This is a genomic window from Geodermatophilus sp. SYSU D00697, from assembly GCF_054050175.1.
Genome location: NZ_JBJGYV010000011.1, coordinates 134,901 through 156,077 on the forward strand (window position 1 = coordinate 134,901; position 21,177 = coordinate 156,077).

The 21,177-nt window shown below is 74.9% G+C and carries 25 protein-coding genes and 1 pseudogene; 14 read left to right on the forward strand and 12 right to left on the reverse strand.

The features are described 5' to 3' along the window. The first annotated feature begins 2 nt into the window (after positions 1-2). Complete coding sequence (locus ACI79C_RS11940) at positions 3-374, forward strand: GntR family transcriptional regulator (RefSeq protein ID WP_456945874.1); 372 nt, start codon at positions 3-5, stop codon at positions 372-374. Between the two features lie 48 nt (positions 375-422). Here ACI79C_RS11940 and ACI79C_RS11945 read toward each other — a convergent pair whose 3' ends face one another. Beyond that, the gene (locus ACI79C_RS11945) at positions 423-1,265 is read right to left on the reverse strand and encodes an aldo/keto reductase (protein WP_456945875.1); all 843 of its coding nucleotides are present in this window, start codon (positions 1,263-1,265) and stop codon (positions 423-425) included. Positions 1,266-1,320: 55 nt separating this feature from the next. Beyond that, a complete protein-coding gene (locus ACI79C_RS11950) occupies positions 1,321-2,583 on the reverse strand; it encodes an MFS transporter (RefSeq protein ID WP_456945876.1) in 1,263 nt (420 codons plus the stop codon). 203 nt (positions 2,584-2,786) lie between these two features. On the opposite strand from ACI79C_RS11950, the gene ACI79C_RS11955 reads away from it, so the two are divergent. The 6 genes from ACI79C_RS11955 to ACI79C_RS11980 all read left to right on the forward strand — a co-directional run bounded on the left by ACI79C_RS11955 (position 2,787) and on the right by ACI79C_RS11980 (position 6,941). Further along, positions 2,787-3,662 (forward strand): hypothetical protein, encoded by an 876-nt coding sequence (locus ACI79C_RS11955; RefSeq protein WP_456945877.1) that lies wholly within the window; start codon positions 2,787-2,789, stop codon positions 3,660-3,662. A gap of 90 nt (positions 3,663-3,752) precedes the next feature. Then, a complete protein-coding gene (moaA, locus tag ACI79C_RS11960; protein ID WP_456945878.1) occupies positions 3,753-4,805 on the forward strand; it encodes a GTP 3',8-cyclase MoaA in 1,053 nt (350 codons plus the stop codon). A 25-nt stretch (positions 4,806-4,830) separates the two neighbouring features. Next, a complete protein-coding gene (locus ACI79C_RS11965) occupies positions 4,831-5,082 on the forward strand; it encodes a MoaD/ThiS family protein (protein ID WP_456945879.1) in 252 nt (83 codons plus the stop codon). Positions 5,083-5,136: 54 nt separating this feature from the next. After that, positions 5,137-5,340, forward strand: a complete 204-nt coding sequence (locus ACI79C_RS11970) for a hypothetical protein (RefSeq protein ID WP_456945880.1) — start codon at positions 5,137-5,139, stop codon at positions 5,338-5,340. A gap of 52 nt (positions 5,341-5,392) precedes the next feature. Next, positions 5,393-5,902, forward strand: coding sequence for a GAF domain-containing protein (locus ACI79C_RS11975; protein ID WP_456945881.1), 510 nt, complete (start codon positions 5,393-5,395; stop codon positions 5,900-5,902). 106 nt (positions 5,903-6,008) lie between these two features. Further along, positions 6,009-6,941 (forward strand): SMP-30/gluconolactonase/LRE family protein, encoded by a 933-nt coding sequence (locus tag ACI79C_RS11980; RefSeq protein WP_456945882.1) that lies wholly within the window; start codon positions 6,009-6,011, stop codon positions 6,939-6,941. 70 nt (positions 6,942-7,011) lie between these two features. On the opposite strand, the gene ACI79C_RS11985 is transcribed toward ACI79C_RS11980, so the two are convergent. From ACI79C_RS11985 to ACI79C_RS12015, 7 genes and pseudogenes are all read right to left on the reverse strand, one after another. After that, positions 7,012-7,422 (reverse strand): molybdenum cofactor biosynthesis protein MoaE, encoded by a 411-nt coding sequence (locus ACI79C_RS11985; RefSeq protein ID WP_456945883.1) that lies wholly within the window; start codon positions 7,420-7,422, stop codon positions 7,012-7,014. Beyond that, a complete protein-coding gene (locus ACI79C_RS11990) occupies positions 7,419-8,012 on the reverse strand; it encodes a nucleotidyltransferase family protein (protein ID WP_456945884.1) in 594 nt (197 codons plus the stop codon). Before ACI79C_RS11990 ends, ACI79C_RS11985 begins: the two co-directional genes overlap by 4 nt. A 13-nt stretch (positions 8,013-8,025) precedes the next feature. Further along, positions 8,026-8,481, reverse strand: a complete 456-nt coding sequence (locus tag ACI79C_RS11995) for a TOBE-like domain-containing protein (protein ID WP_456945902.1) — start codon at positions 8,479-8,481, stop codon at positions 8,026-8,028. Positions 8,482-8,601: 120 nt separating this feature from the next. Continuing rightward, positions 8,602-9,066 (reverse strand): annotated as a pseudogene (locus tag ACI79C_RS12000) (ATP-binding cassette domain-containing protein); the annotation flags it as partial. An 11-nt stretch (positions 9,067-9,077) separates the two neighbouring features. Further along, on the reverse strand, positions 9,078-9,881 hold the full coding sequence (locus ACI79C_RS12005; protein ID WP_456945885.1) for an ABC transporter permease: 804 nt from the start codon (positions 9,879-9,881) through the stop codon (positions 9,078-9,080). Next, entirely contained in the window at positions 9,878-10,651 is a 774-nt protein-coding gene (gene modA, locus ACI79C_RS12010; RefSeq protein WP_456945886.1) for a molybdate ABC transporter substrate-binding protein, read from the reverse strand. The genes ACI79C_RS12005 and modA overlap by 4 nt, the downstream gene beginning before the upstream one ends. 69 nt (positions 10,652-10,720) lie before the next feature. After that, the gene (locus tag ACI79C_RS12015; RefSeq protein WP_456945887.1) at positions 10,721-11,116 is read right to left on the reverse strand and encodes a TOBE domain-containing protein; all 396 of its coding nucleotides are present in this window, start codon (positions 11,114-11,116) and stop codon (positions 10,721-10,723) included. Positions 11,117-11,375: 259 nt separating this feature from the next. Here ACI79C_RS12015 and ACI79C_RS12020 point away from each other — a divergent pair, with 259 nt between their 5' ends. The 7 genes from ACI79C_RS12020 to ACI79C_RS12050 all read left to right on the forward strand — a co-directional run bounded on the left by ACI79C_RS12020 (position 11,376) and on the right by ACI79C_RS12050 (position 18,550). Then, positions 11,376-13,082, forward strand: coding sequence for a RecQ family ATP-dependent DNA helicase (locus tag ACI79C_RS12020; RefSeq protein ID WP_456945888.1), 1,707 nt, complete (start codon positions 11,376-11,378; stop codon positions 13,080-13,082). A 59-nt stretch (positions 13,083-13,141) separates the two neighbouring features. Next, positions 13,142-14,908, forward strand: a complete 1,767-nt coding sequence (locus ACI79C_RS12025; protein WP_456945889.1) for a carbamoyltransferase family protein — start codon at positions 13,142-13,144, stop codon at positions 14,906-14,908. A gap of 176 nt (positions 14,909-15,084) precedes the next feature. Next, positions 15,085-15,534, forward strand: coding sequence for a DUF4383 domain-containing protein (locus tag ACI79C_RS12030; protein WP_456945890.1), 450 nt, complete (start codon positions 15,085-15,087; stop codon positions 15,532-15,534). Between the two features lie 201 nt (positions 15,535-15,735). Next, on the forward strand, positions 15,736-16,026 hold the full coding sequence (locus ACI79C_RS12035; protein ID WP_456945891.1) for a hypothetical protein: 291 nt from the start codon (positions 15,736-15,738) through the stop codon (positions 16,024-16,026). A 32-nt stretch (positions 16,027-16,058) separates the two neighbouring features. Next, complete coding sequence (locus ACI79C_RS12040; RefSeq protein ID WP_456945892.1) at positions 16,059-17,270, forward strand: acyl-CoA dehydrogenase family protein; 1,212 nt, start codon at positions 16,059-16,061, stop codon at positions 17,268-17,270. A gap of 93 nt (positions 17,271-17,363) precedes the next feature. Continuing rightward, positions 17,364-17,738, forward strand: coding sequence for a DUF1801 domain-containing protein (locus ACI79C_RS12045; protein ID WP_456945893.1), 375 nt, complete (start codon positions 17,364-17,366; stop codon positions 17,736-17,738). Further along, entirely contained in the window at positions 17,735-18,550 is an 816-nt protein-coding gene (locus ACI79C_RS12050; protein ID WP_456945894.1) for an NAD(P)H-binding protein, read from the forward strand. Before ACI79C_RS12045 ends, ACI79C_RS12050 begins: the two co-directional genes overlap by 4 nt. Positions 18,551-18,604: 54 nt before the next feature. Here the strand turns inward: ACI79C_RS12050 and ACI79C_RS12055 are convergent, their stop codons facing one another. The 3 genes from ACI79C_RS12055 to ACI79C_RS12065 form a co-directional block, all read right to left on the reverse strand. Next, positions 18,605-18,805 carry a hypothetical protein gene (locus tag ACI79C_RS12055; protein WP_456945895.1) on the reverse strand — a complete coding sequence of 67 codons (201 nt, stop codon included), beginning with the start codon at positions 18,803-18,805 and terminating at the stop codon, positions 18,605-18,607. Positions 18,806-18,941: 136 nt separating this feature from the next. Next, a complete protein-coding gene (locus ACI79C_RS12060; protein WP_456945896.1) occupies positions 18,942-19,139 on the reverse strand; it encodes a hypothetical protein in 198 nt (65 codons plus the stop codon). A 102-nt stretch (positions 19,140-19,241) separates the two neighbouring features. Next, positions 19,242-20,714 carry an LCP family protein gene (locus ACI79C_RS12065; protein ID WP_456945897.1) on the reverse strand — a complete coding sequence of 491 codons (1,473 nt, stop codon included), beginning with the start codon at positions 20,712-20,714 and terminating at the stop codon, positions 19,242-19,244. Between the last annotated feature and the right edge of the window lie 463 nt (positions 20,715-21,177).

Below are 21,177 nucleotides of genomic sequence, written 5' to 3' on the forward strand. Positions count from 1 at the left end.
CGGTGGCGCTCGACATCACGGTGGACGTCCGCGCCGCGACGCCGCCCTACGAGCAGATCCGCGGTCAGATCGCCGCCTACGTCGACGGCGGGCTGCTGCGGGAGGGCGATCGGCTGCCCACGATGCGGGCCCTGGCGGCCGACCTCGGCGTGGCGACCGGCACGGTGGCGCGCGCCTACGCCGAGCTCGAGGCGGCCGGGCTGGTGGCCAGCCGGCGGCGGACCGGCACCGTCGTCACCGGCCGGCCGGCCGCGCCGGCGGAGGAGCAGTTGCGGCGGACGGCCGCCGAGCTCGCCCTCCAGGCCCGGGGTCTGGGGGTGGACGGCGAGACGGTGCTGGCCATCGTGCGGGCGGCCCTGCTGCAGACCCGCTGAGCGGAGTGCCAGGGACGCGTCCTCCGCGCCCTGGCACTCCGCTGGGCGTCAGCCGGGGATGTAGTCGAACGTGTCCGGGTCGGGACCGGTCCGCTCGCCCCGGTCGAGGCCGGTGATGGCCGCCATCGCGGACTCGTCGAGCTCGAAGTCGAAGATCGCGAAGTTCTCCTCGACCCGGCTGCGGGTGACCGACTTGGGGAAGACGACGTCCCCCCGCTGGACGTGCCAGCGCAGGGTCACCTGCGCCGGGGTCCTGCCCAGCTGCTCGGCGATCTCCTTGATCGCCGGGTCGTCGGACACCGCACCCTTGGCGATGGGCGCCCACGCCTCCGTGACGATCTCGTGGTCGGCGCCGAAGGCCCGCGCCTCCTCGTTGCCGAGGTAGGGGTGCACCTCGATCTGGTTGACCGCGGGGCGGACCTCGGTGTCCGCGAACAGGTTCCGCAGGTGGTGCGGCTGGAAGTTGGAGACGCCGATCGCGCGGGTCCGGCCGCTGGCGTAGATCTCCTCCATCACCTTCCAGCGGGCCACGTAGTCGCTCACCGTGGGCAGGGGCCAGTGGATCAGGAAGAGGTCGAGCTGGTCGAAGCCGAGCTCGGACAGACTCTGGTCGAACGACCGGAGGATCTCCTCGCGCGTCTGCCGGTTGTTGTTCAGCTTGCTGGTGACGAACACCTCCTCGCGGGGGATCCCCGAGCTGCGGACGGCATCGCCGACGCCCTTCTCGTTCCCGTACATCTGCGCGGTGTCGATGTGCCGGTAGCCGACCTCCAGCGCGGTGCGCGTCGCGTCGGCGGTCTGGTCCGGCGGGATCTGGAAGACGCCGAAGCCGAGCTGGGGGATCTCGACGCCGTTGTTCAGGCGGATGGTGGGCACGGTGGCCACGGGCATTCGTTCCTCTCGGTCGGGAGGGGCGGCACTCACGACGGGGCCACCCGCGGAGCGCCTACCCCTTGACGCCGTCGTCAACCCGCGCGGCCGGCTGCACCCTTCCCACCGGGACCTCCGGACGACGGCGCAGCAGCGGCGCCCCGGTCAGCGCGAGCAGCCCGGCCAGCGCCGCGGCCAGGGCGGGGACGGCGAACGCGCTCTCCGCCCCCCACGCGTCGACGGCCGCGCCGGCCAGCGCGGAACCCGCCGTCACGCCGAGCGTCAGCCCGGTCGTCGTCCAGGACAGCGCCTCGGTGAGCGCGGTCCGAGGCACGCGGGACTCCACCAGCGAGGTCCCCGACACCAGCACGGGGGCGATCGTCAGGCCGGCGAGGAAGCCCGCGCCGACCAGGACGACCAGCGAGCCGACGCCCCACATCAGCTGGGCGGCCACCCCGAAGGCGACGGCGGTGGCCAGGAACCGGGTGGTCAGCGTGCCCGGCAGCCGGAGGACGCCGTAGAGCAGGCCGGCCACGAGGCTGCCGCCCGCGTAGACCGCGAGCGCGACCCCGGCCAGCGCCGGCGCACCCTCGGCGGCGGCGAAACCCACGACGACGACGTCCATCGCCCCGAAGACCGCGCCGACGGCCACGTAGGCCGCCGCCACCACCAGCACGGTGGCGTTGAGGGCCGCCCACCGGCGGGGAGGCGCGGCGGGGTCGGGCACGTGCAGCGCAGGCTCGGTGGCACGCTGACCGGCCAGCCAGAAGCCGCCGACCGAGCCCAGGACGATCCCGGTGAGGAAGCCGACGGGCGGCGCGATGAGCGTGGCCAGCAGCGTGACCAGCGGCGGGCCGACGACGAAGACGACCTCGTCGACGACGGCCTCCAGGGCGAAGGCGGTCTGCCGTCCGCGGGCGTCCTCGAGGGCTGCCGCCCAGCGCGCCCGCACCAGCGAGCCGATGTTCGGCCCGCTGGCCCCGCAGACGGCGGCCAGCACGAACCACGACCAGCGCGGCGCCCCGGCGGTCACCGCGGCCACGAAGCCGACGCCGGAGACCAGGTAGGCCGTCATCGCCCAGCGCAGGACGACGCCCTGGCCCCGACGGTCCATCGCCCGGGCCCACTGGGGGCTGGCGAGGGAGAAGCTCAGCGCCAGCGCCCCGGAGACCGCGCCGGCCAGCCCGTAGCTGCCGGTCTCCCCGGCGACGAGCAGCACGGCACCGAGGCCGAGCATCGGGATGGGGAGGCGGGCGACCCACCCGGCGAAGGAGAACGCCACCGAGCCGGGCACGGCGAAGAGGCGGACGTAGGGACTGAAGACGGTGCGGGGTGACACGGACTTCTCGCGCTTCCTGGCCACAGGCGAGTGCGGGGCTGCCCGCCGGTCTCTCGGGTGGCACGCCGACCGTAGCAACGACCTCGGACCCTCCGGCACCGCTTTCCGGGCCGGCCGGGCGCGTCATCGTGACGCTGCATGAAGGTTCATGCACTCTGTGTGAGCTACCGCACACGTGACGCATCCCCTCCCGAAGGAGCCCCGTGCCTCCCACCTCCCGCTCCCGCCTCCTGCCGGCTCTCCTCGCGGCACTCGCCGTCCTGTTCGTCCCCGCCACCGCCGCAGCGAAGGGCGGCGACGACCCGACGTCGGCCGACGACGGGGGCGGGACCTCGGCCTCCGCGACGGGAGGCGACTTCGCCGTCGTCGTCAACGGGCGCACCACCGACCCCGGGGCCGGCCGGGAGGCCCGCCTGCGCGACGTCACGCCCGCCGGCCCGATCGGCGTCCACGGCCGGCACGTCACCTTCACCATCGACCCGGCCACGCTCGGCGTCCACGGCTACACGCTGACCGGCGCTCCCGACCCACAGCGCATGGTGACGACCCCGACCGTCGTCTTCGCGTCGAAGGTGCCGCAGCTGACCGCTGCCCAGCTGCGCGGCGTGCGGATCAGTGAGCTGCGCCTGCGCGACGGCGTCCTGGTCGCGGAGTTCGCCACCGCGGCGGGCAAGCTCAAGATCCAGGCCAAGGACGCTCCGCAGGGCGGGATCTTCCAGATGGAACAGGAGTTCGGCACCCCGGTCGAGTACGTCCACACCCTCGGCCCGGGCCTGTTCTACTTCGTGAACGAGTTCACCGGGAAGGTCAACTTCGGCGACGGCGTCGCCGGTGACGCGACGCACCAGATGCTGCTCGGCAAGGACAGCCCCCAGGTGGCGACCAGGCTCTCCCAGGACGGGACGACGACCCGCTGGTCGGTGGCCTCCGGTGGCCGGATGGGTGGCGTGCTCGGCGAGGACGCGATCGAGCTGTCCGCCGGCGCCACCAACTGCACCAGCGACTGCCAGGCCCGCAACCGCATCCAGGGCTCGGTGCCGGTGCCGCCGGACCCGGTGGCCCCCACCCCCATCGCCTGACGCCCGGACGGGGGCGACCGGGACTCCGGTCGCCCCCGTCGCACGTCCGGAGGCGGCACAGGGTCGTCCTCCGCGATTACATTCAGGGGCGTGACCTCGACGACTCCGCTGCCCGACCCGGTCGTGCGCCGCCCGGATCCGGTGCCCGGCACCGGCGGGCTGGTCGACCGGCACGGCCGGGTCGCCACCGACCTGCGGGTCTCCCTCACCGACCGGTGCAACCTGCGCTGCACCTACTGCATGCCGCCCGAGGGGCTGGACTGGCTGCCCAAGGTCGAGGTCCTCACCGACGACGAGGTCGCCCGCCTGGTCCGCATCGGCGTCGAGCAGCTGGGCATCCGCGAGGTCCGGTTCACCGGCGGGGAGCCGCTGCTGCGCCCCGGCCTGGTCGGCATCGTGCAGGCGGCAACGGCGCTCACGCCGCGGCCGGAGGTCAGCCTCACCACCAACGCGATCGGCCTGGCCCGGGTCGCGCCCGCGCTGGCCGAGGCCGGCCTGGACCGGATCAACGTCAGCCTCGACACCCTCGACCGCGACCGGTTCAAGCAGCTGACCCACCGCGACCGGCTCGACGACGTGCTCGCCGGCCTCGCCGCGGCGCAGGCGGCCGGCCTGACGCCGGTCAAGGTCAACGCCGTCCTGCTGCGGGGGATGAACGAGGCCGACGCCGTCCCGCTGCTCGACTTCTGCCTCGAGCAGGGCTACCAGCTGCGGTTCATCGAGCAGATGCCGCTCGACGCCCACCACGCCTGGACGCGCGGGGAGATGGTCACCGCCGAGGACATCCTCGAGCGGCTCTCCCGGGCGCACACCCTGACGCCCGACACCGAGGAGCGCGGCTCGGCTCCGGCCGAGCGCTGGCTGGTCGACGGCGGGCCGGCGACCGTCGGGGTGATCGCCTCGGTGACGCGGTCGTTCTGCGGCACCTGCGACCGCACGCGGCTGACCGCCGACGGCCAGGTGCGCAACTGCCTGTTCGCCCGCGAGGAGTCCGACCTGCGGACGCCGATGCGCGAGGGCGCCACCGACGCCGAGCTGGCCGACCGCTGGCGGATCGCGACGCTGGCCAAGCTGCCCGGGCACGGCATCGACGACCCCAGCTTCCTGCAGCCCTCCCGGCCGATGTCGGCCATCGGCGGCTGACCGTGAGCGAGCGCGGAGGAGGACCATGAGCACGGCCGCCGTCACGGTGCGGTACTTCGCCGGAGCGCGGGCCGCCGCCGGGGTGGACAGCGAGACGCGCACCGCGGGCTCCCTGGAGGAGCTCGTCGGACAGATCGTCGACACCCACGGCGAGAAGCTGGAGCGGGTGCTCACCGCCTGCTCGTTCCTCGTCGACGGGACCCAGACGCGTGACCGGTCGCTGGCCCTGCAGCCCGGGGCGGTCGTCGACGTGCTGCCCCCGTTCGCCGGAGGATGACCCCGGCGCACCGCTGACCACGCCTCGGGACGGCGGACGGTCGAGAATGGGCGCATGAGCATCTGGGACAAGGCCAAGGCGAAGGCCGAGGAGCTGATCGGCCGGGCCGAGGAGGTCTACGGCGAGTCGCACGGGGACGCCGCGGCGCAGGTCGCCGGCGAGGCGCGGCGTCTCGAGGGCGAGGCCGAGGAGGAGGCCGCCGACCGCGAGGAGGCAGCCCGGCAGCACCCGGACGAGGGCGCGGCCCCGATCCGCTGAGCCTGCGCCCGATCCTGTTCCGTAACCGGCGCCCAGCGAGGACGATGGGGACATGGCCGCTCCAGCCGTCGCGGACGTCGTCCCGTGGCGGGACTTCCACGCCGCGGCCTGCGGGGCGCTGGCCGCCCTGCACGAGCGCCTCGGCTGGGACGTGTGGGTCGTGACCCAGGTGGTGGACGAGCGGCAGGTGGTGCTGCACGCCCACCCTCCGGACGTGATCCGTCCCGGGACCTGGCTGCCGTGGGCGGACACGTTCTGCCGTTCCATGATCACCGGGGAGGCCCCACGGGCGGCCACGGTCACCGCGGCCGTCCCGGCGTACGCCAAGCGCATGACCGGACCGGTCTCGCGGATCGCCGCCTACCTCGGCGTCCCGCTCGTCACCCCTGACGGGGAGGTGTTCGGCACGCTGTGCGCCTGGGGGTTCCGCGCCCGTCCACGCAGCGCCGCACGGGACCTGCCGCTGGTCGAGTCCGTGGCGCGCCTCCTGAGCACCCTCATGGCCTCCGGGATGACGCCGGTCGCGCCGCCTCCGCCCGAGCGGGAGGCAGGGGAGCTCTGACCGCAGGCCCTTCCCGTCGTCAGCGGGGGGTGCCATCGTGGAGCGCCCGGGCCGGTGCGCCCCGCTCGGCCCGACCGTGCCGACGCGGCCGCGACCAGGAGGCACCATGCCCAGGTCCGCTCTCCCCCGCTCCCCGACTCTTCCCCTGGCCGCCGTCCTGGCCCTCGTGGCAGGGGCGGCCGGCCCGGCCACGGCCGCCCCGCCGGACGGCGTCATCGTCCTGCCGGGTGCGAGCTCGGCCGAGGGGATCGCCGAGGGCCGGGGCGCCACCTTCTACGCCGGCGACCTGTACCGCGGGGACGTCTTCCGCGGCGACCTGGAGGCGGGGACGGCCGAGCTGTTCATCGACGTCCCCGACCAGCCCGCACGGATGGCCGTCGGCATGGACACCGACCGCCGGCACCGGCTGCTGTTCGTCGCCGGCGGGCCGGGTGCCGCCCACGTCTACGACACCCGGACCGGCGACACGGTGGCCACCTACCAGCTCGGCGACCCCGCCACGTCGTTCGTCAACGACGTCACGGTCACCCGCGAGGGCGCCTGGTTCACCGACAGCTTCCAGCCCCAGCTGTACTTCGTGCCCGTGGAGGACGGTGTCCCCGGCGAGGCCGAGGTGCTGCCCCTGAGCGGCCCCGCGGCCGACACCAGTGGGGAGTTCGACCTCAACGGGATCGCCGCGACCCGCTCCGGGGAGACGCTGGTCGTCGCGCACTCGGGCACCGGGGAGCTGGCCACCGTGGACCCCGCGACCGGGCAGAGCGCGCGGGTCGAGGGGGTCAGCGTGCCGGGCGCCGACGGCATCGTCCTGGCCGGCGACCGCGGCTGGGTGGTCCGCAACCCGGCCAACACGGTCACCGAGGTGCGGCTGGACGACGACCTGGCATCGGGGACCGTGGTGGAGGAGATCACCGACCCGCGGTTCCAGTCGCCGGCGACCGCGATCCGCTCCGACGGCGTGCTCGCCGTGGTCAACGCCAAGTTCGACACCGGCATCCCGCCGACCGCCGACCAGTACGAGGTCGTGCTGGTCGACGACTGATCGAGGGCCCCGTCCCCCTCACCACTCGCAGGCTCGCGGCGAGCCCCTGGACGGGGCCGGGACGCGGCCCTCAGGGGCAGGCGACCCACTCCTCCTCGCCGTCGGTGAAGACCTGCCGCTTCCAGATCGGCAGCCGCTTCTTCACCTCGTCGACGAGCTCGGCGCAGACCGCGAAGGCCTCGCCGCGGTGGGAGGCGCTGACCGCGCAGGCCAGGGCGACGTCGCCGATGCCCAGCATCCCGATGCGGTGCGACACCGCCACGGCGTGCACCTCGGGCCGGGCGGCGAACTCCTCGGCCAGCTCGACGATGACGTCCTGCGCGGTCGGGTGGCCGACGTACTCGAGCTCGGTCACCGACCGGCCGCCGTCGTGGTCGCGCACCACGCCGGCGAAGGAGACGACCGCACCGGCGGCCTTGTCCGCCACGGCGTCCTCGTGCTCGGCGACCGACAGCGGCGTGTCCACGACCCGGGCGATCACGGCGCCGACGGTACCCCGGAGGCGGAGCCCGGAGGCGGGACGTCGAGGTCGGTGGGGTCGGCCAGGCCGGTGCAGTCCACCTCGGTGACCGGGTGCGTGGCCAGGTAGCGGCGGGCGCCCTCGTCGCCGGTCGCCGTCTCCGCCACGCCGGCCCAGTGGTCGCGGCCGAGCAGCACCGGGTGCCCGCGGACGCCGTCGTAGGTGGCGACGGCGAGCGCGTCGGGCGCGGCGTGCTCGGCCATCCGGGACAGCGCGACCGGGGTCATGCCCGGCATGTCGACCAGCAGCACGAGGGCGGCGTCCACCCTCCCCGGCCAGCCCCGCAGCCCCTCCAGCCCGGTGCGCAGCGACGAGGCCATGCCCGTCTCCCAGTCGCGGTTGGCCAGCACCATCGCGCCGTCGAGGTCGGCGGTCCGCCAGACGTCCACCGCGCGGGCGCCGAGCACGACCAGCACCGGGTCGCACACCTCCCGCGCCGTCCGGACCGCCCGCTCGACCAGCAGGCTGCCCTCGTACTCGGCCAGGGCCTTGGGCATCCCGTAGCGGCGGCCGCCGCCGGCGGCGAGGACCAGACCCGCGACTGCGCTCATGGGGTCCAGCCTCTCAGCGCGCGTAGACCGCGACCTCGGAGGCCTTCACCGTCGCCCACACCGCCGACCCGGGCGCGAGGCCCAGCTCGGCGAAGGCGGTCGCGGTGACGTCGGCGACCAGCGGCACCTCGCCGTCCAGCTCGCAGCGCACCGTCGCCCCGTGCGGCGTGGCCGACACCAGCCGGGCGGGCCAGACGTTGCGCGGGCTGCCGTGCGGCGCGCTCAGGTACAGCGCCACCGACTCGGGGCGGACGGCGACGAACACCGGCCCCGCGGTCTCCTCGGCCACCGCCACCGCGCCCCCGCCGTCCAGCCGTACCGACGTGCCGGCCCCGGTGCCCGGCAGCAGCGCCAGCCCCACCAACCGGGCGACGTAGTCCGTACGCGGGTGCCGGCTGACGTCGGCCGGCGTCCCGCTCTGCACCACCCGGCCCTCCTCGACGACCACGACCCGGTCGGCCAGCGCCATGGCGTCGACCGGGTCGTGGGTGACCAGGACCGTGCTGCCCCCGAAGCCGGCCAGGTGCCGGCGCAGCTCGGCGCGGACGGTGAGCCGGGTGCGCGCGTCCAGCGCCGAGAGCGGCTCGTCGAGCAGCAGGACGGCGGGGTCACCGACCAGCGCCCGGGCCAGCGCCGCCCGCTGCGCCTGCCCGCCGGAGAGCTGCCCGGGCCGGCGGTCGCCGAGGCCCTCGAGCCCCACCCTCACCAGCCACTCCCCCGCCGTCGCCCGCGCCGCGGCCTTGCGCACCCCGCGCGTGCGCAGGCCGAAGGCGACGTTGTCGGTGACCGACAGGTGCGGGAAGAGCAGGTGGTCCTGGAACACCATCCCGAGCCGGCGCCCGTGCGCGGGAACGTGCACGCCGGCGGCGACGTCGTCCCAGACCTCACGGCCCTCGACCACCACCCGGCCGTCGTCCGGGCGCACCAGACCGGCCAGCACCCGCAGCAGCGTGGACTTGCCGGCCCCGTTCGGCCCGAGGACAGCGAGCACCTCGCCGTCGGCGACCTCGACGGCCACGTCGACGGTCGTGGTGCCGCGGGTCACCCGGACGTCGGCCGCGAGGGTCATGCCCCCGCCCGCGACAGCCAGCGGTCCCGCAGCAGGAGCAGTGTGGCCAGCGAGACGACGAGCAGCACCAGGGAGAGGACGATCGCCGCCTCGGGGTCCTGCTGCAGCGCCAGGTACACGGCCAGCGGCATCGTCTGCGTCGTCCCCGGGAAGTTGCCGGCGAAGGTGATCGTCGCGCCGAACTCGCCGAGCGCGCGGGCCCAGCAGAGCACCGCGCCGGCGGCGATGCCCGGGGCCACCAGCGGGAGGGTGACCCGGCGGAACGTCGTCCAGCGGTCGGCCCCGAGGGTGGCCGCGGCGTCCTCGAACCGGGCATCGGCCGCGCGCAGCGCCCCCTCCACGCTGATGACCAGGAACGGCATCGCCACGAACGTCTCGGCGATCACGACCGCCGTCGTGGTGAACGGGATCGTGACGTCGAAGGCCTGGTCCAGCCAGCGGCCGACGATCCCCTGCCGGCCCAGCACGAGGAACAGCGCGACCCCGCCGACGACCGGCGGCAGCACCAGCGGGACGGTCACCAGGGCGCGCAGCACCGACCGGCCCCGGGCACGCGAGCGGGCCAGCACCCAGGCCAGCGGCACGCCGAGCACCAGGGAGACCGCGGTGGCCAGCGTCGCCGAGACCAGCGAGAGCCGCAGCGCCTGGCCGACGGCCGGCGAGGTCAGCTGCGGCCACAACACACCCCACGGCGCGCGGACGAGGAGGCCGACGAGCGGCAAGACGAGGAAGGCGACCCCGAGCGCCGCCGGCACCAGCAGCGGCAGCGGGACGCCGGCCTCCCGCCGCTGTCCGCTCACGGGGTCCGGAAGCCGGCGTCGGCGAGCGCCTGCTGACCCTCCTCGGACCGCACGAGGTCGACGAAGGCGGCCGCCGCCCCGGGGTTGGGCGCCTCGGCCAGGGCGACGATCGGGTAGTCGTTGACCGCGCCCTCGGCCTCGGGGAACGCGATGCCCTCGACCGCGTCACCCGCGGCGGCGACGTCGCTGGCGTAGACCAGGGCGGCGTCGACCTCGCCGAGCTCGACCTTGGTCAGCGCGGCGCGGACGTCCTCCTCCAGCGTGTCGGGCGCGGCGGTCACGCCGGCGGCGGCCAGGACGTCCTCGGCCGCGGCGCCGCACGGCACCTCGGGGGCGCAGAGGGCGACGGCGAGGTCCTCCCGCGCGAGGTCGGCCAGCCCGGTCACGCCCGCCGAGTTGCCCGCGGGGACGGCGATCTCCAGCACGTTCGACGTGAACACCACCGGGTCGCCCTCGGCCAGCTCGGCATCGGTCACCACGGTCATCTGCGCCTGGTTGGCCGAGGCGAAGACGTCCGCCGGCGCGCCCTGCGTGATCTGCGTGGCCAGCGCGGAGCTGCCGGCGAAGTTGAACTGCACGTCCAGGCCGGGCTGCTGGTCCTCCAGTGACTCCCCCAGCCCGGTGAAGACGTCGGTCAGCGACGCCGCGGCGAAGACGGTGAGGGTGCCGGTGAGCCCGTCGCCCGTCTCGCCCGTCGCACCGTCGTCCGGCGAGCCGCCGCAGCCGGCCAGGAGGAGCACCGCCGCGAGCAGTGGGGTCCGTGTCCGCACCTGCGGGACTGTAGCCGTTCCACCAGCGCAGGTGCGGATCCCGTACCCGGTGCGTCGCCGAGGGTGCGGCTATGGGACGTCGACGCTGACCTGGGTGGCCTTCACCGTCGCCACCGCCCGCACGCCGACGTCGAGGCCGAGCTCGTCGGCCGCCTCGCGGGACATGAGCGAGACGACCCGGAACGGCCCGGCCTGGATCTCCACCTGGGCCATGACGGTGTCCCGGACGACGCGGGTGACGATGCCGGTGAGCCGGTTGCGGGCCGACGAGTGCCGTGTGGTCCCGGGCTCGGGGGCCTCGTGCAGCCGGGTGGCGACCCGGGCGAGGTCCGCGCCGTACACCTGCGCCGGGCCGCTCCCGTCGCGGCGGGCCGGCAGCCGGCCGCTGTCGATCCAGCGGCGCACCGTGTCGTCGCTGACGCCGAGCAGCTCAGCAGCCTCGGCGATGCGGTAAGAGGCGGCCACCGACCGAGCGTAGCCGCAGCCGCGGCGGTTCCCGGTCGCCCGAGGCGCAGCTGCGGAGTCGTGGGACCGCCCGGCGTCCTCGGTCGACGGGACGGCGCCGCCCACCTCGCCGCGTGGCCGCCGACCACGCCGTGTACCGCGGAGTCGGCGACGGCACCGCGAGTCTCGAACTGCGCAGGCCTCCCCCGCGGGGAGGCCTGCGCGAGAGAGCACACCGGCGTTCCGTTTGCCGGTCCCGGCCCACGGGCAGCGGGAGCCGGTGCCCCGCAAGAACGAGGACCACCCCGCCGGGGCGTCCGCCTCCGTCCGCACCCGCCGCATCCGCGAGGTGGCCCGCGACCTCCTCGGCATCGAGGAGTTCCGGCCCGGCCAGGAGGAGGCGATGCAGGCCGTCGTCTCCGGGCGGGACACCCTGGCCGTGCTGCCCTCGGGCGCCGGGAAGTCCGCGGTCTACCAGGTCGCCGGCCAGCTCGCCGGCGGTCCGGTGCTGGTCGTCTCCCCGCTGATCGCGCTGCAGCGCGACCAGGTCGACCGGCTCGAGGAGCTCGACGGCCTCGACGGCGAGGCCGCGCAGCTCAACTCGGCCCTGACGGCCGGCGACCAGCGCGCCGCCCTCGAGGGCCTGGCGGACGGAACGGTCCGCTACCTGTTCCTCGCCCCCGAGCAGCTCACCAAGCCCGAGGTGGTGGAGGCCATCGCCGAGGCGCGCCCGGCGCTGTTCGTCGTGGACGAGGCGCACTGCGTCTCAGCGTGGGGGCACGACTTCCGGCCCGACTACCTGCGGCTGGGCGCGGTCGTGGAGCAGCTGGGCCACCCGACCGTGCTCGCCCTCACCGCGACCGCGGCGCCGCCGGTGCGGGCGGAGATCCTCGAGCGGCTGGGCATGCGCGACCCCCGCACCGTCGTCGCGGGCTTCGACCGCCCGGAGATCCGGCTGGAGGTCGACCAGCACCCCGACGCCCACGGCAAGCAGCCGGCCGTGCTCGACCGCGTGCTCGCCGAGGTCGGGGAGGGCCGCACGCCGGGCATCGTCTACAGCGCCACTCGCAAGGGCACCGAGGAGCTCGCCGCCGAGCTCGGGGAGCGCGGGCTGCGCGCCGCCGCCTACCACGCGGGGCTGCGCAAGGCCGAGCGCGAGGAGACCCAGCGGGCGTTCATGGACGACGAGCTGGACGTCGTCGTCGCCACGACCGCCTTCGGCATGGGCATCGACAAGCCCGACACCCGCTTCGTCGTCCACGCCGAGCCCGCCGACTCCATCGACAGCTACTACCAGGAGATCGGCCGCGCCGGCCGCGACGGGCAGCCGGCACTGGCCGTGCTGGTGTACCGGCAGGAGGACCTCGGCGTGCGGAAGTTCTTCGCCGCCGGGATCCCGCCGGAGGAGGAGCTGCAGCAGGTCGCCGGCCTGGTCGCGGCCGCGGAGGCGGCGGGCATCGACGACGGCGTCCACGTCAAGCAGCTGCGCGAGGAGACCGGCCGGGCGGCCACCCCGCTGGCCCGCGACCTGAACCTGCTCGAGCAGGTGTCGGCGGTGGTGCTCGACGAGGAGGGCGCCGCCCACCCCGCCGCGGACGCACCCGACCCCGGCGAGGCCGCGGCCGCCGCCCGCGAGCTGGCCGAGCACCACGAGCGGGTGGACCACAGCCGGGTCGAGATGATGCGGGGCTACGCCGAGACCACCGAGTGCCGGCGGCAGTTCCTGCTCGGCTACTTCGGCGAGCAGCTCGAGCAGCCCTGTGGCAACTGCGACAACTGCTCGGCGGGGCTCTCCCAGGAGCAGCCGGCCGCCGACGACGACACCCCCTTCCCCGCGCAGACACCGGTCGAGCACGCCGAGTGGGGCCCGGGCGTGGTGATGCGGGTGGAGGACGACCGGGTCGTCGTCCTCTTCGAGGAGGTCGGCTACAAGACCCTGGCGCTGGCCGCGGTCACCGAGCACGACCTGCTGCGCCGCCGCGACTGAAGGAGGACCCTGCTGCCCCACGCCCCGCGAGCTCGGCGCGGGTCCCTGCAGCAGGGCCGATGCCAGGCCTCGCGGGGGCACGAGCGGGTGACCGTGCGCCGTTCGCCATGCAGCCCGAGGTCTTCGGCTCGATGATCAAGCACGAGACCGGGCGGTCCCTGCCCGGCGGGAGGAGTACACGGGTGAAGGTCCTCGGCATCAACGCGATCTACCACGACCCCGCGGCGGCGCTCGTCGTCGACGGCCGGGTCGTGGCCGCCGCGGAGGAAGAGCGCTTCAGCCGGCGCAAGCACGGCAAGCGCCCGCTGCCGTGGAGCGCCTGGGAGCTGCCCGAGCTGTCGGCGGCGTGGTGCCTGGCCGAGGCCGGCATCCACCCCGAGGAGCTCGACGCCGTCGCCTACTCCTTCGACCCCGCCCTCATGGGGACGCCGGAGGAGTCCGGCCTCTTCGACGAGGGCGACGTGATGCGGAAGATGTACGCGCAGAAGGCACCCGAGTTCCTCGCCCACGCCCTGCCCGGGCTCGACCCGGCGAAGGTCCGCTTCGTCAAGCACCACGTGGCGCACGCCGCGTCCGCCGGGCTGGCCGCCCCCACGCCGACCAACGCGGTGCTCGTGCTCGACGGGCGCGGCGAGGCGCACAGCCACCTGGCCGGCCGCTACGTCGACGGCCAGCTGGAGGTCCTGGCCGGCCAGGCGCTGCCGCACTCCCTCGGCCTGATGTACGAGGACCTCACCGACCACCTCGGGTTCCTGCGCAGCAGCGACGAGTTCAAGGTCATGGCGATGGCCTCCTACGGCAAGCCGCGCTTCCTCGGCGACCTGACCGAACTCATCCGGGCCACCGACGACGGCGGTTTCCGCACCGAGGAGATCGACTTCTCCGAGTTCGCGCCCCGCCTCGGCAAGGGCGACGACTGGACCCCGGACCACGCCGACCTCGCCGCCTCGGTCCAGCAGCGGCTGGAGGAGGTCCTGCTCGACCTCGCCCGCTGGCTGCACGAGCAGACCGGCGAGCGCACGCTCACCCTCGCGGGCGGCACGGCGCTGAACTGCGTGGCCAACACCCGCATCTACGCCGAGACCCCGTTCGAGGACGTGTGGGTGCAGCCGGCCGCCGGGGACGCCGGCACGGCGCTGGGCAGCGCCCTGCACGTGGCCCGCGTGCTCGGCGAGCAGACCGAGCCCATGCCGGGCGCCGACCTCGGCCGCGGCTGGTCCGACGACGAGATCGAGCAGTGGCTGCGGACGGCGGCGATCGACTACGAGCGCCCGCGCGACGTCGCCGACGCCGTGGCCCAGGTGCTCGCGGACAACGGGATAGTGGCGTGGTTCCAGGGGCGCAGCGAGTACGGTCCCCGGGCGCTGGGCCACCGGTCGCTGCTGGCCCACCCCGGGTACGAGGCCAACCTCGAGCGGATGAACGACGTGAAGGGCCGCGAGCAGTTCCGTCCGGTCGCGCCGATGGTGCTCGCCGAGCGGGCGCCGGAGATCTTCAGCCGCGGCCCCATCCCCTCCCGCTACATGCTGTTCGTGCACGACGTCGCCCCCGAGTGGCGCGAGCGCATCCCGACGGTCACCCACGTCGACGGGACGGCGCGGATCCAGACCGTCGACCGCGTCGAGGAGCCGCTGGTCGCCCGCATGCTGGAGTGCTTCGAGCGGCGCACCGGGCTGCCGGTGGTGGTCAACACCAGCCTGAACACCGCCGGCCGACCGATGGTCGACGACCCGCGCGACGCCCTGGAGTGCTTCGGCTCGGCCCCGGTGGACCTGCTCGCGATCGGCCCGTTCGTCGTCCGGCGTCCCGTGCCCACGCCGCGCTGAACCGCCCGGCGGCCCCGCGTCGAACACCAGGTGACGGAGCCGGGCCCGCCCAGGTGACGGTCCGGTAACGGTCGCCCCCCGAACGGGGGACAGCCGTTACCGACCTCCGACCAGGGGGTATTCCGGCTCCGGACCGTCCAAGACAGGGCGGGCCCGTAGCACCTGGGAGGACCACCATGTCCGCAGTACCCGGCGACGCCGGCACCGGCCGGGGGGCCATGACCTGGCCCCAGATGCTGGCGCTGGCCTTCGGGGCGATCTACCTGATCGTCGGCATCATCGGCTTCTTCATCACCGGCTTCGAGGGCTTCTTCGCCCACGACACCGGCAAGACCCTGCTCGGCTTCGAGATCAACGGCATGCACAACGTCGTGCACATCGTGATCGGCGTGGCGGGCCTGCTCCTGGCCCGCACCCTGGCCGGGGCGCGCACCTACGGCTGGCTGCTCGCGGTCGGCTACGGCGCGGCCTTCATCTACGGCCTGATCGCGATCGGGGAGACCTGGGACTTCCTGAGCATCAACGCCGCCGACAACGTGCTCCACATCCTGACCGCGGTGGTCGGCCTGGTCATCGCGCTGGGTCCGGTGCGCTCCGCCGTGGGCGGGCGCTCCACCCGCGTCTGAGGGAGGACGCCGGCCCGGAACGGGGTCGTCGCAGCACCCGGAGGCCGGGTCCCGAGCCGGGACCCGGCCTCCGGCCTGTCCGGGGGCCACCGCCCGAGGTCCCTGCCGGCACGGTGACCAGGGACCCTCGACGGCGGGCGCATCCGGTCCTCTACTGGCGCGCGCACCGCCGCAGGCCCCCGCTCCCCGGAGGGCAGCCCCGTGGACGACGACCCCGTGCTGCGGGCCCTGGGTGAGGACCTCGCCCGCGAGGACCCCGACCTGGCCGCCCTGCTCACCGTCGGCCCGCTGCCGGTGGGCCGGCTCCCCGCCCACCGGAGGGTCCTCCCCTGGCTGATGTCCGCCGTCGTCCTGGCCGCCGCGCTCTCGCCGGTGCTGCTGGGGCCGGTGGCGTTCGGCCTGCTCGGCCTCGCCGTGCTGGCCTCCCCGTTGGTGGTGTGCCACTGGCTGCTGCCGCCGTGCCCACCGGAGGACGACCACCCGCCCCGGTGACCCACGCCCGCGGGCCCCTCTACGTTGCCGGCATGGACTTCGCCCTCTCCGCCCGAGCCGAGGACGTCTGCGGCCGGATGTGGGACTTCATGCGTGAGCAGGTCTTCCCTGCCGAACCCGTCTACGCCCGGTGGCGCGCCGAGCGCGGCCACGACGACCACACCCACCCGCCGGTCCTCGAGGACCTGAAGGTCGAGGCCCGCAAGCGGGGGCTGTGGAACCTGTTCTCGCCCGAACTCGGGGAGCTGACCAACCTCGAGTACGCCTCCGTCGCCGAGATCATGGGCTGGAGCCCGACGATCGCCCCCGAGGTCACCAACTGCGGCGCGCCGGACACCGGCAACATGGAGACGCTCATGCTGTTCGGCACGCCCGAGCAGAAGGAGCGCTGGCTCGCGCCGCTGCTCGAGGGGGAGATCCGCTCCGGGTTCGCGATGACCGAGCCGGACGTCGCGTCGTCCGACGCCCGCAACATCCAGACCTCGATCGTCCGGGACGGCGACGAGTACGTCGTCAACGGCCGGAAGTGGTGGACCAGCGGCGCCGCCGACGAGCGCTGCCAGGTCTTCATCGTGATGGGGAAGACCGATCCCGACGGGCCTCCGCACCGGCAGCAGTCGATGGTCCTGGTGCCTCGCGACACCCCGGGACTGGAGATCGTCCGGCACCTGCCGGTGTTCGGGTACCAGGACCAGCACGGCCACTCGGAGCTGGTCTTCACCGACGTCCGGGTGCCGGCGGCCAACATCCTGGCGGGCGAGGGCGACGGGTTCATGATCGCCCAGGCCCGGCTCGGCCCCGGGCGCATCCACCACTGCATGCGCGCGCTGGGCATGGCCGAGCGAGCCCTGGCGCTGATGGTCGACCGGGCGCAGAACCGGGTGGCCTTCGGCCGGGCGCTCGCCGAGCAGGGCACCGTCCGCGAGCTGATCGCGCTGTCCCGGCTGGAGATCGACCAGGCCCGGCTGCTGGTGCTCAAGACCGCCGACCTGATCGACCGGTACGGGGCCAAGGGCGCCCGCACCGAGATCGCCGGCATCAAGGTGGTCGCGCCACGGGTGGCCTGCGAGGTCATCGACCGGGCGATCCAGGTGCACGGTGGCGCCGGTGTCAGCGAGGACACGGTGCTCGCCCGCTTCTACGCCTCGGCGCGCACGCTGCGCATCGCCGACGGCCCGGACGCCGTCCACCTGCGCTCCGTGGCCCGCGAGGAGCTGGGCCGGGAACGCCCCTACGTGGGCTGAGCGGCCAGCGGAGTGCGGGGAGCGAGGGATGTCCTCGCTCCCCGCACTCCGCTGGCCGTCGGGACCGTCCGACCCCCGTGCCAGGGTGCGTCCGTGCCCAGAGACCCGGGAGCAGACGACCTGCTGGCCGAGCACACCGAGGCCGTGGCCGCGACCGCCCGGCGGCTGCGCGCGGTGCTCCTCGACGCCCACCCCCAGCTCGAGGAGCGGGTGCGGCTGGGCTGGCACTCGCTCAACTACCGCGATCCCGTGGCCGGTTTCGTCTGTGCACTGTTCCCGGCGGCCGACCGGGTCCACCTGGTCTTCGAGCACGGCGCCCGGCTGCCCGACCCGGAGCGCCGCCTGTCCGGCACCGGCCGGCAGGTGCGCACGCTCGACGTCTCCGACCCGGCGGACGTCGACGCGGAGGTCGTGACCGCGTTCCTCGACCTCGCCGTCGAGCTGGGGGCTGCAGGGCGGGCCCGGTGACCGGACCGGTCCTCGTCCTCGGCGGCACCGGGATCACCGGCCGGCGCGTGACCCGAGTCCTGCGGGAGGCCGGGCACGCGGTGCGGTCGGCGTCCCCCAGCAGCGCCACGCGGTTCGACTGGTCGGCACCGCAGACCTGGGAGCCCGCGCTGGACGGCGTGCGCGCCGTGTACCTCATGGCGCCCGACGGCGTCCCGGTCGACCCCCGCTTCGTGGCGCTGGCCGTCGACCGTGGCGTGCGCCGGATCGTGCTGCTGTCCAGCGGCGCGGTCGAGGAGATGGGCGACGCCCGCCTCCTGGACGCCGAGCGGACGGTGCGCGGCTCCGGGGCGGAGTGGACGGTGCTGCGGCCGAGCTGGTTCGACCAGGACTTCGACGAGGGGGTCTTCCGCGAGGCCGTGCTCGCCGGAGAGCTCGCGCTGCCCGTCGGCGACCTGCGCCAGGCCTTCGTCGACGCCGGCGACGTCGCCGCGGTCGCCGCCGTCGCGCTGACCACCGATGGGCACGGCGGCCGGACCTACGAGCTGCACGGCCCGCGGGCGCTCTCCTTCGCCGAGGCACTGGCGGTGGTCGCCGAGGCCGGCGGCCGCCCGGTGCGGTTCGCCGGTGACCCCGCCGAGTACCGCCGCGCTCAGCTGGCCCTCGGCCGGGACCCGGGCGAGGTCGAGGCCGAGGTCGCCGCGTTCACCGCGCTGCGCGCCCGGGGGGACGACGAGCCGGGCGACGCCGTCCGCCGGGTCACCGGGCGGGCGCCGACGCCGTTCGAGGACCATGCGCGGGCCGCCGCCGCCCGGGGAGCCTGGCGCGGCTGAGCCGACCGCCGGCGGGGTGCCGGGAGCGAGGACCCCTCGCCCCCGGCACTGCGCTCAAGGGGTGAGCGTCGAGCCGAACCCGCCCCCGGCCAGCTTCGCCATGAGCTGGGTGCGGTCCAGGCCGACGGCGCCCAGCGCGTCGCCGTCCCGGTCGGTGTCGATCTCGTCGGGCAGCTGCGCCTCGACCTTCTCCGCGGTGTGGTTGTCGCCCTCGGTGCGCAACAGCCTCAGCAGCTCCTGCTTGTCCAGCTTCACGCCTGACCTCCGCTCGGTCGCCGACAGACGCGGTCCAGCGTGGGCCGGGTCACCCGTGACCGCAACGTCGGCGACGCGGGGCGTGCTCCGGTCCCGGTGGCGGGCGCCGGCCAGCCGCCCCGGCCGCCGGCGCCGGTCAGCGACGCTGCGCGCGCCGGTACAGGAAGGCCGCGACCCCGGCGAGGACGACGGCGAGGAACAGCTGGGCGACGCCGACGCCGGCCTGGTCGCTGGCGAACCAGGTCGGCGAGGACACCAGCAGGACGACGGCGACCCCCGCGACCAGCAGGGCCACCTGTCGCTCGCGGCGCGCCGCCGGTCGGGGTGAGCTCATGCGCTCGACCCTAGGACCCCGTCCGGCGGGGCATGGCGGGCACGTCGTCCCGCCCCGGGGCCACGGCGTGGGGGCGGCGACCGCGCCGCTCGGCCGTGGGCGTCACCCGGCCCGGTTCGGCGGCTCCCCCGCGTCCCGGGCGGCCTGCGCCTGTACAGGGTCGTAGGCGCAGGCGTCCCCGACGTCGGTCACCGCCTGGGCGTCGCCCTCGGGCGTCCCCGGGGGCGGTGGGGTCTGGGTCGCCGGCGCGTCCGTGGCACCGCCGTCCGCGGCGTCCCCGTCCGTCGCGTCGTCGGGGGCCGGGGCGGGGGCCAGGGCGTCCTGCACGATCTGCCGCATGAGGTCGTAGTCGGGGTAGGCCGGGCTGATCACGCTGTCGTCGAAGACGACGCTGCGGATCTCGGCGTCCTTCACCAGGAAGCCCAGGTCGACGAAGTCGCCCAGCGCCGACCGCGGGATGTCGGTGCTCACGATGTCCTGCGTCGTCGCCGCCAGCTCCTGGTAGCGCTCCAGCAGGGTGACCGGGTCCGCGGCCTCGATGATCGCGTTGATGGTGCAGCGCTGCCGGGCCATGCGGTCGTAGTCGGTGAGGCCGTAGCGGCCGCGGGCGAACTGCAGCGCGGTGAACCCGTCCATGTGCTGGTTCGGCCCCGGCTCGATGTAGTCGTCCGGCAGTTCCTGGCCGGTGATCCCGTTGATCGGCACGTAGTAGTTGACGTTGACGGTGATCCCGCCGAGTGCGTCGACCAGCCGGCTGAACCCGTCGAGGTTGACCAGGACGAAGTAGTCGATGTGCAGGCCGAGGGCCTCGCCGACGCCGAGCTTGAGGAAGTCCGCACCCGGGTCGTCGGTCGGGCCCAGGATGTCGGGGTGGGCGGCCGGGCCGTTGCGGTAGATGGCGTTGAGCAGGCTCTCGCTCTCGCTGCCGCCGTCGAAGCCGTCGGGGTAGACCTCAGCCAGCGGGCTGTCCGCCGGGAAGGGCAGGTCCTCGAGGTTGCGGGGCAGGCTGAACAGCGTCGTGTCACCGGTGTCGGTGTCGATGCTGGCCACGATGACGGTGTCGGTGCGGACGCCCTCGCGGCCCACCCCGCCGTCCCCTCCGAGCAGCAGCACGTTGACCCGCTCCTGGTCGCCGAACGGGTCGGGGGTGTCCTCGACCGTCGCCGACCGCCGGTCGTCGGCGAACACGTCGTCGAGCAGCCCGCGCTGGGCCATCGCGACCTCGGTGACCTTGAACGCCGGGTAGCCGATCCCGGCGACGAGTGCCAGGACGACCACCGCGCCGAGGAACTTCCGGCCACCGGAGGTGCGCTCCGGCAGCAGCGACCGGTAGCCGGCGACGACGACGACCATCCACAGCAACGCCACCGCCACGACCCCGGCCAGCACCCAGGTCAGGGAGGCCGAGTCGACGGCGATCTGCACCGCGGTGCGCCGTCCGGTGGTGGCCAGCCAGGCGGCCGCGCCGACGAGGAGGACGAACAGCACGAGGACGACGGCGCCGAGCTTGCGCCGGCCCGCCGCGAGGAACGCCGTCCCCGGCAGGATCGCACCGAGGACGGTCAGGCCCAGCACGGACCGGAAAGGGCGCCGATCCTCGCCCTGACGGTCGTAGACCGGCCCGCGCGGCGGCGGGAGGGGTCTCGAGGGCCCGATCGGACGGGTCGCGTCCTCGTGCTCGCTCACGCGCACGCCTCCGCAGGACGGATCCGGGTCATCCGGCCATGGTCCCACTCCAACCCCACGTGTACCGCCTCTCGCTCGCGCCCCACTCGGGCAGCACCTGGTCGGGGACGCGATCGAGTGACGAGACGCAGGTCGAGGGGCGCCTGGCCGCGGTGTCGGCCCAGGGACGAGCAGGGCCCGCAGGGTCCCCGAGGAACGCAGGTCCGCAGGGCTCCCCGCAGGTCGAGGGGCGCCTGGCCGCGGTGTCGGCCCAGGGACGAGCAGGGCCCGCAGGGTCCCCGAGGAACGCAGGTCCGCAGGGCTCCCCGCAGGTCGAGGGGCGCCTGGCCGCGGTGTCGGCCCAGGGACGAGC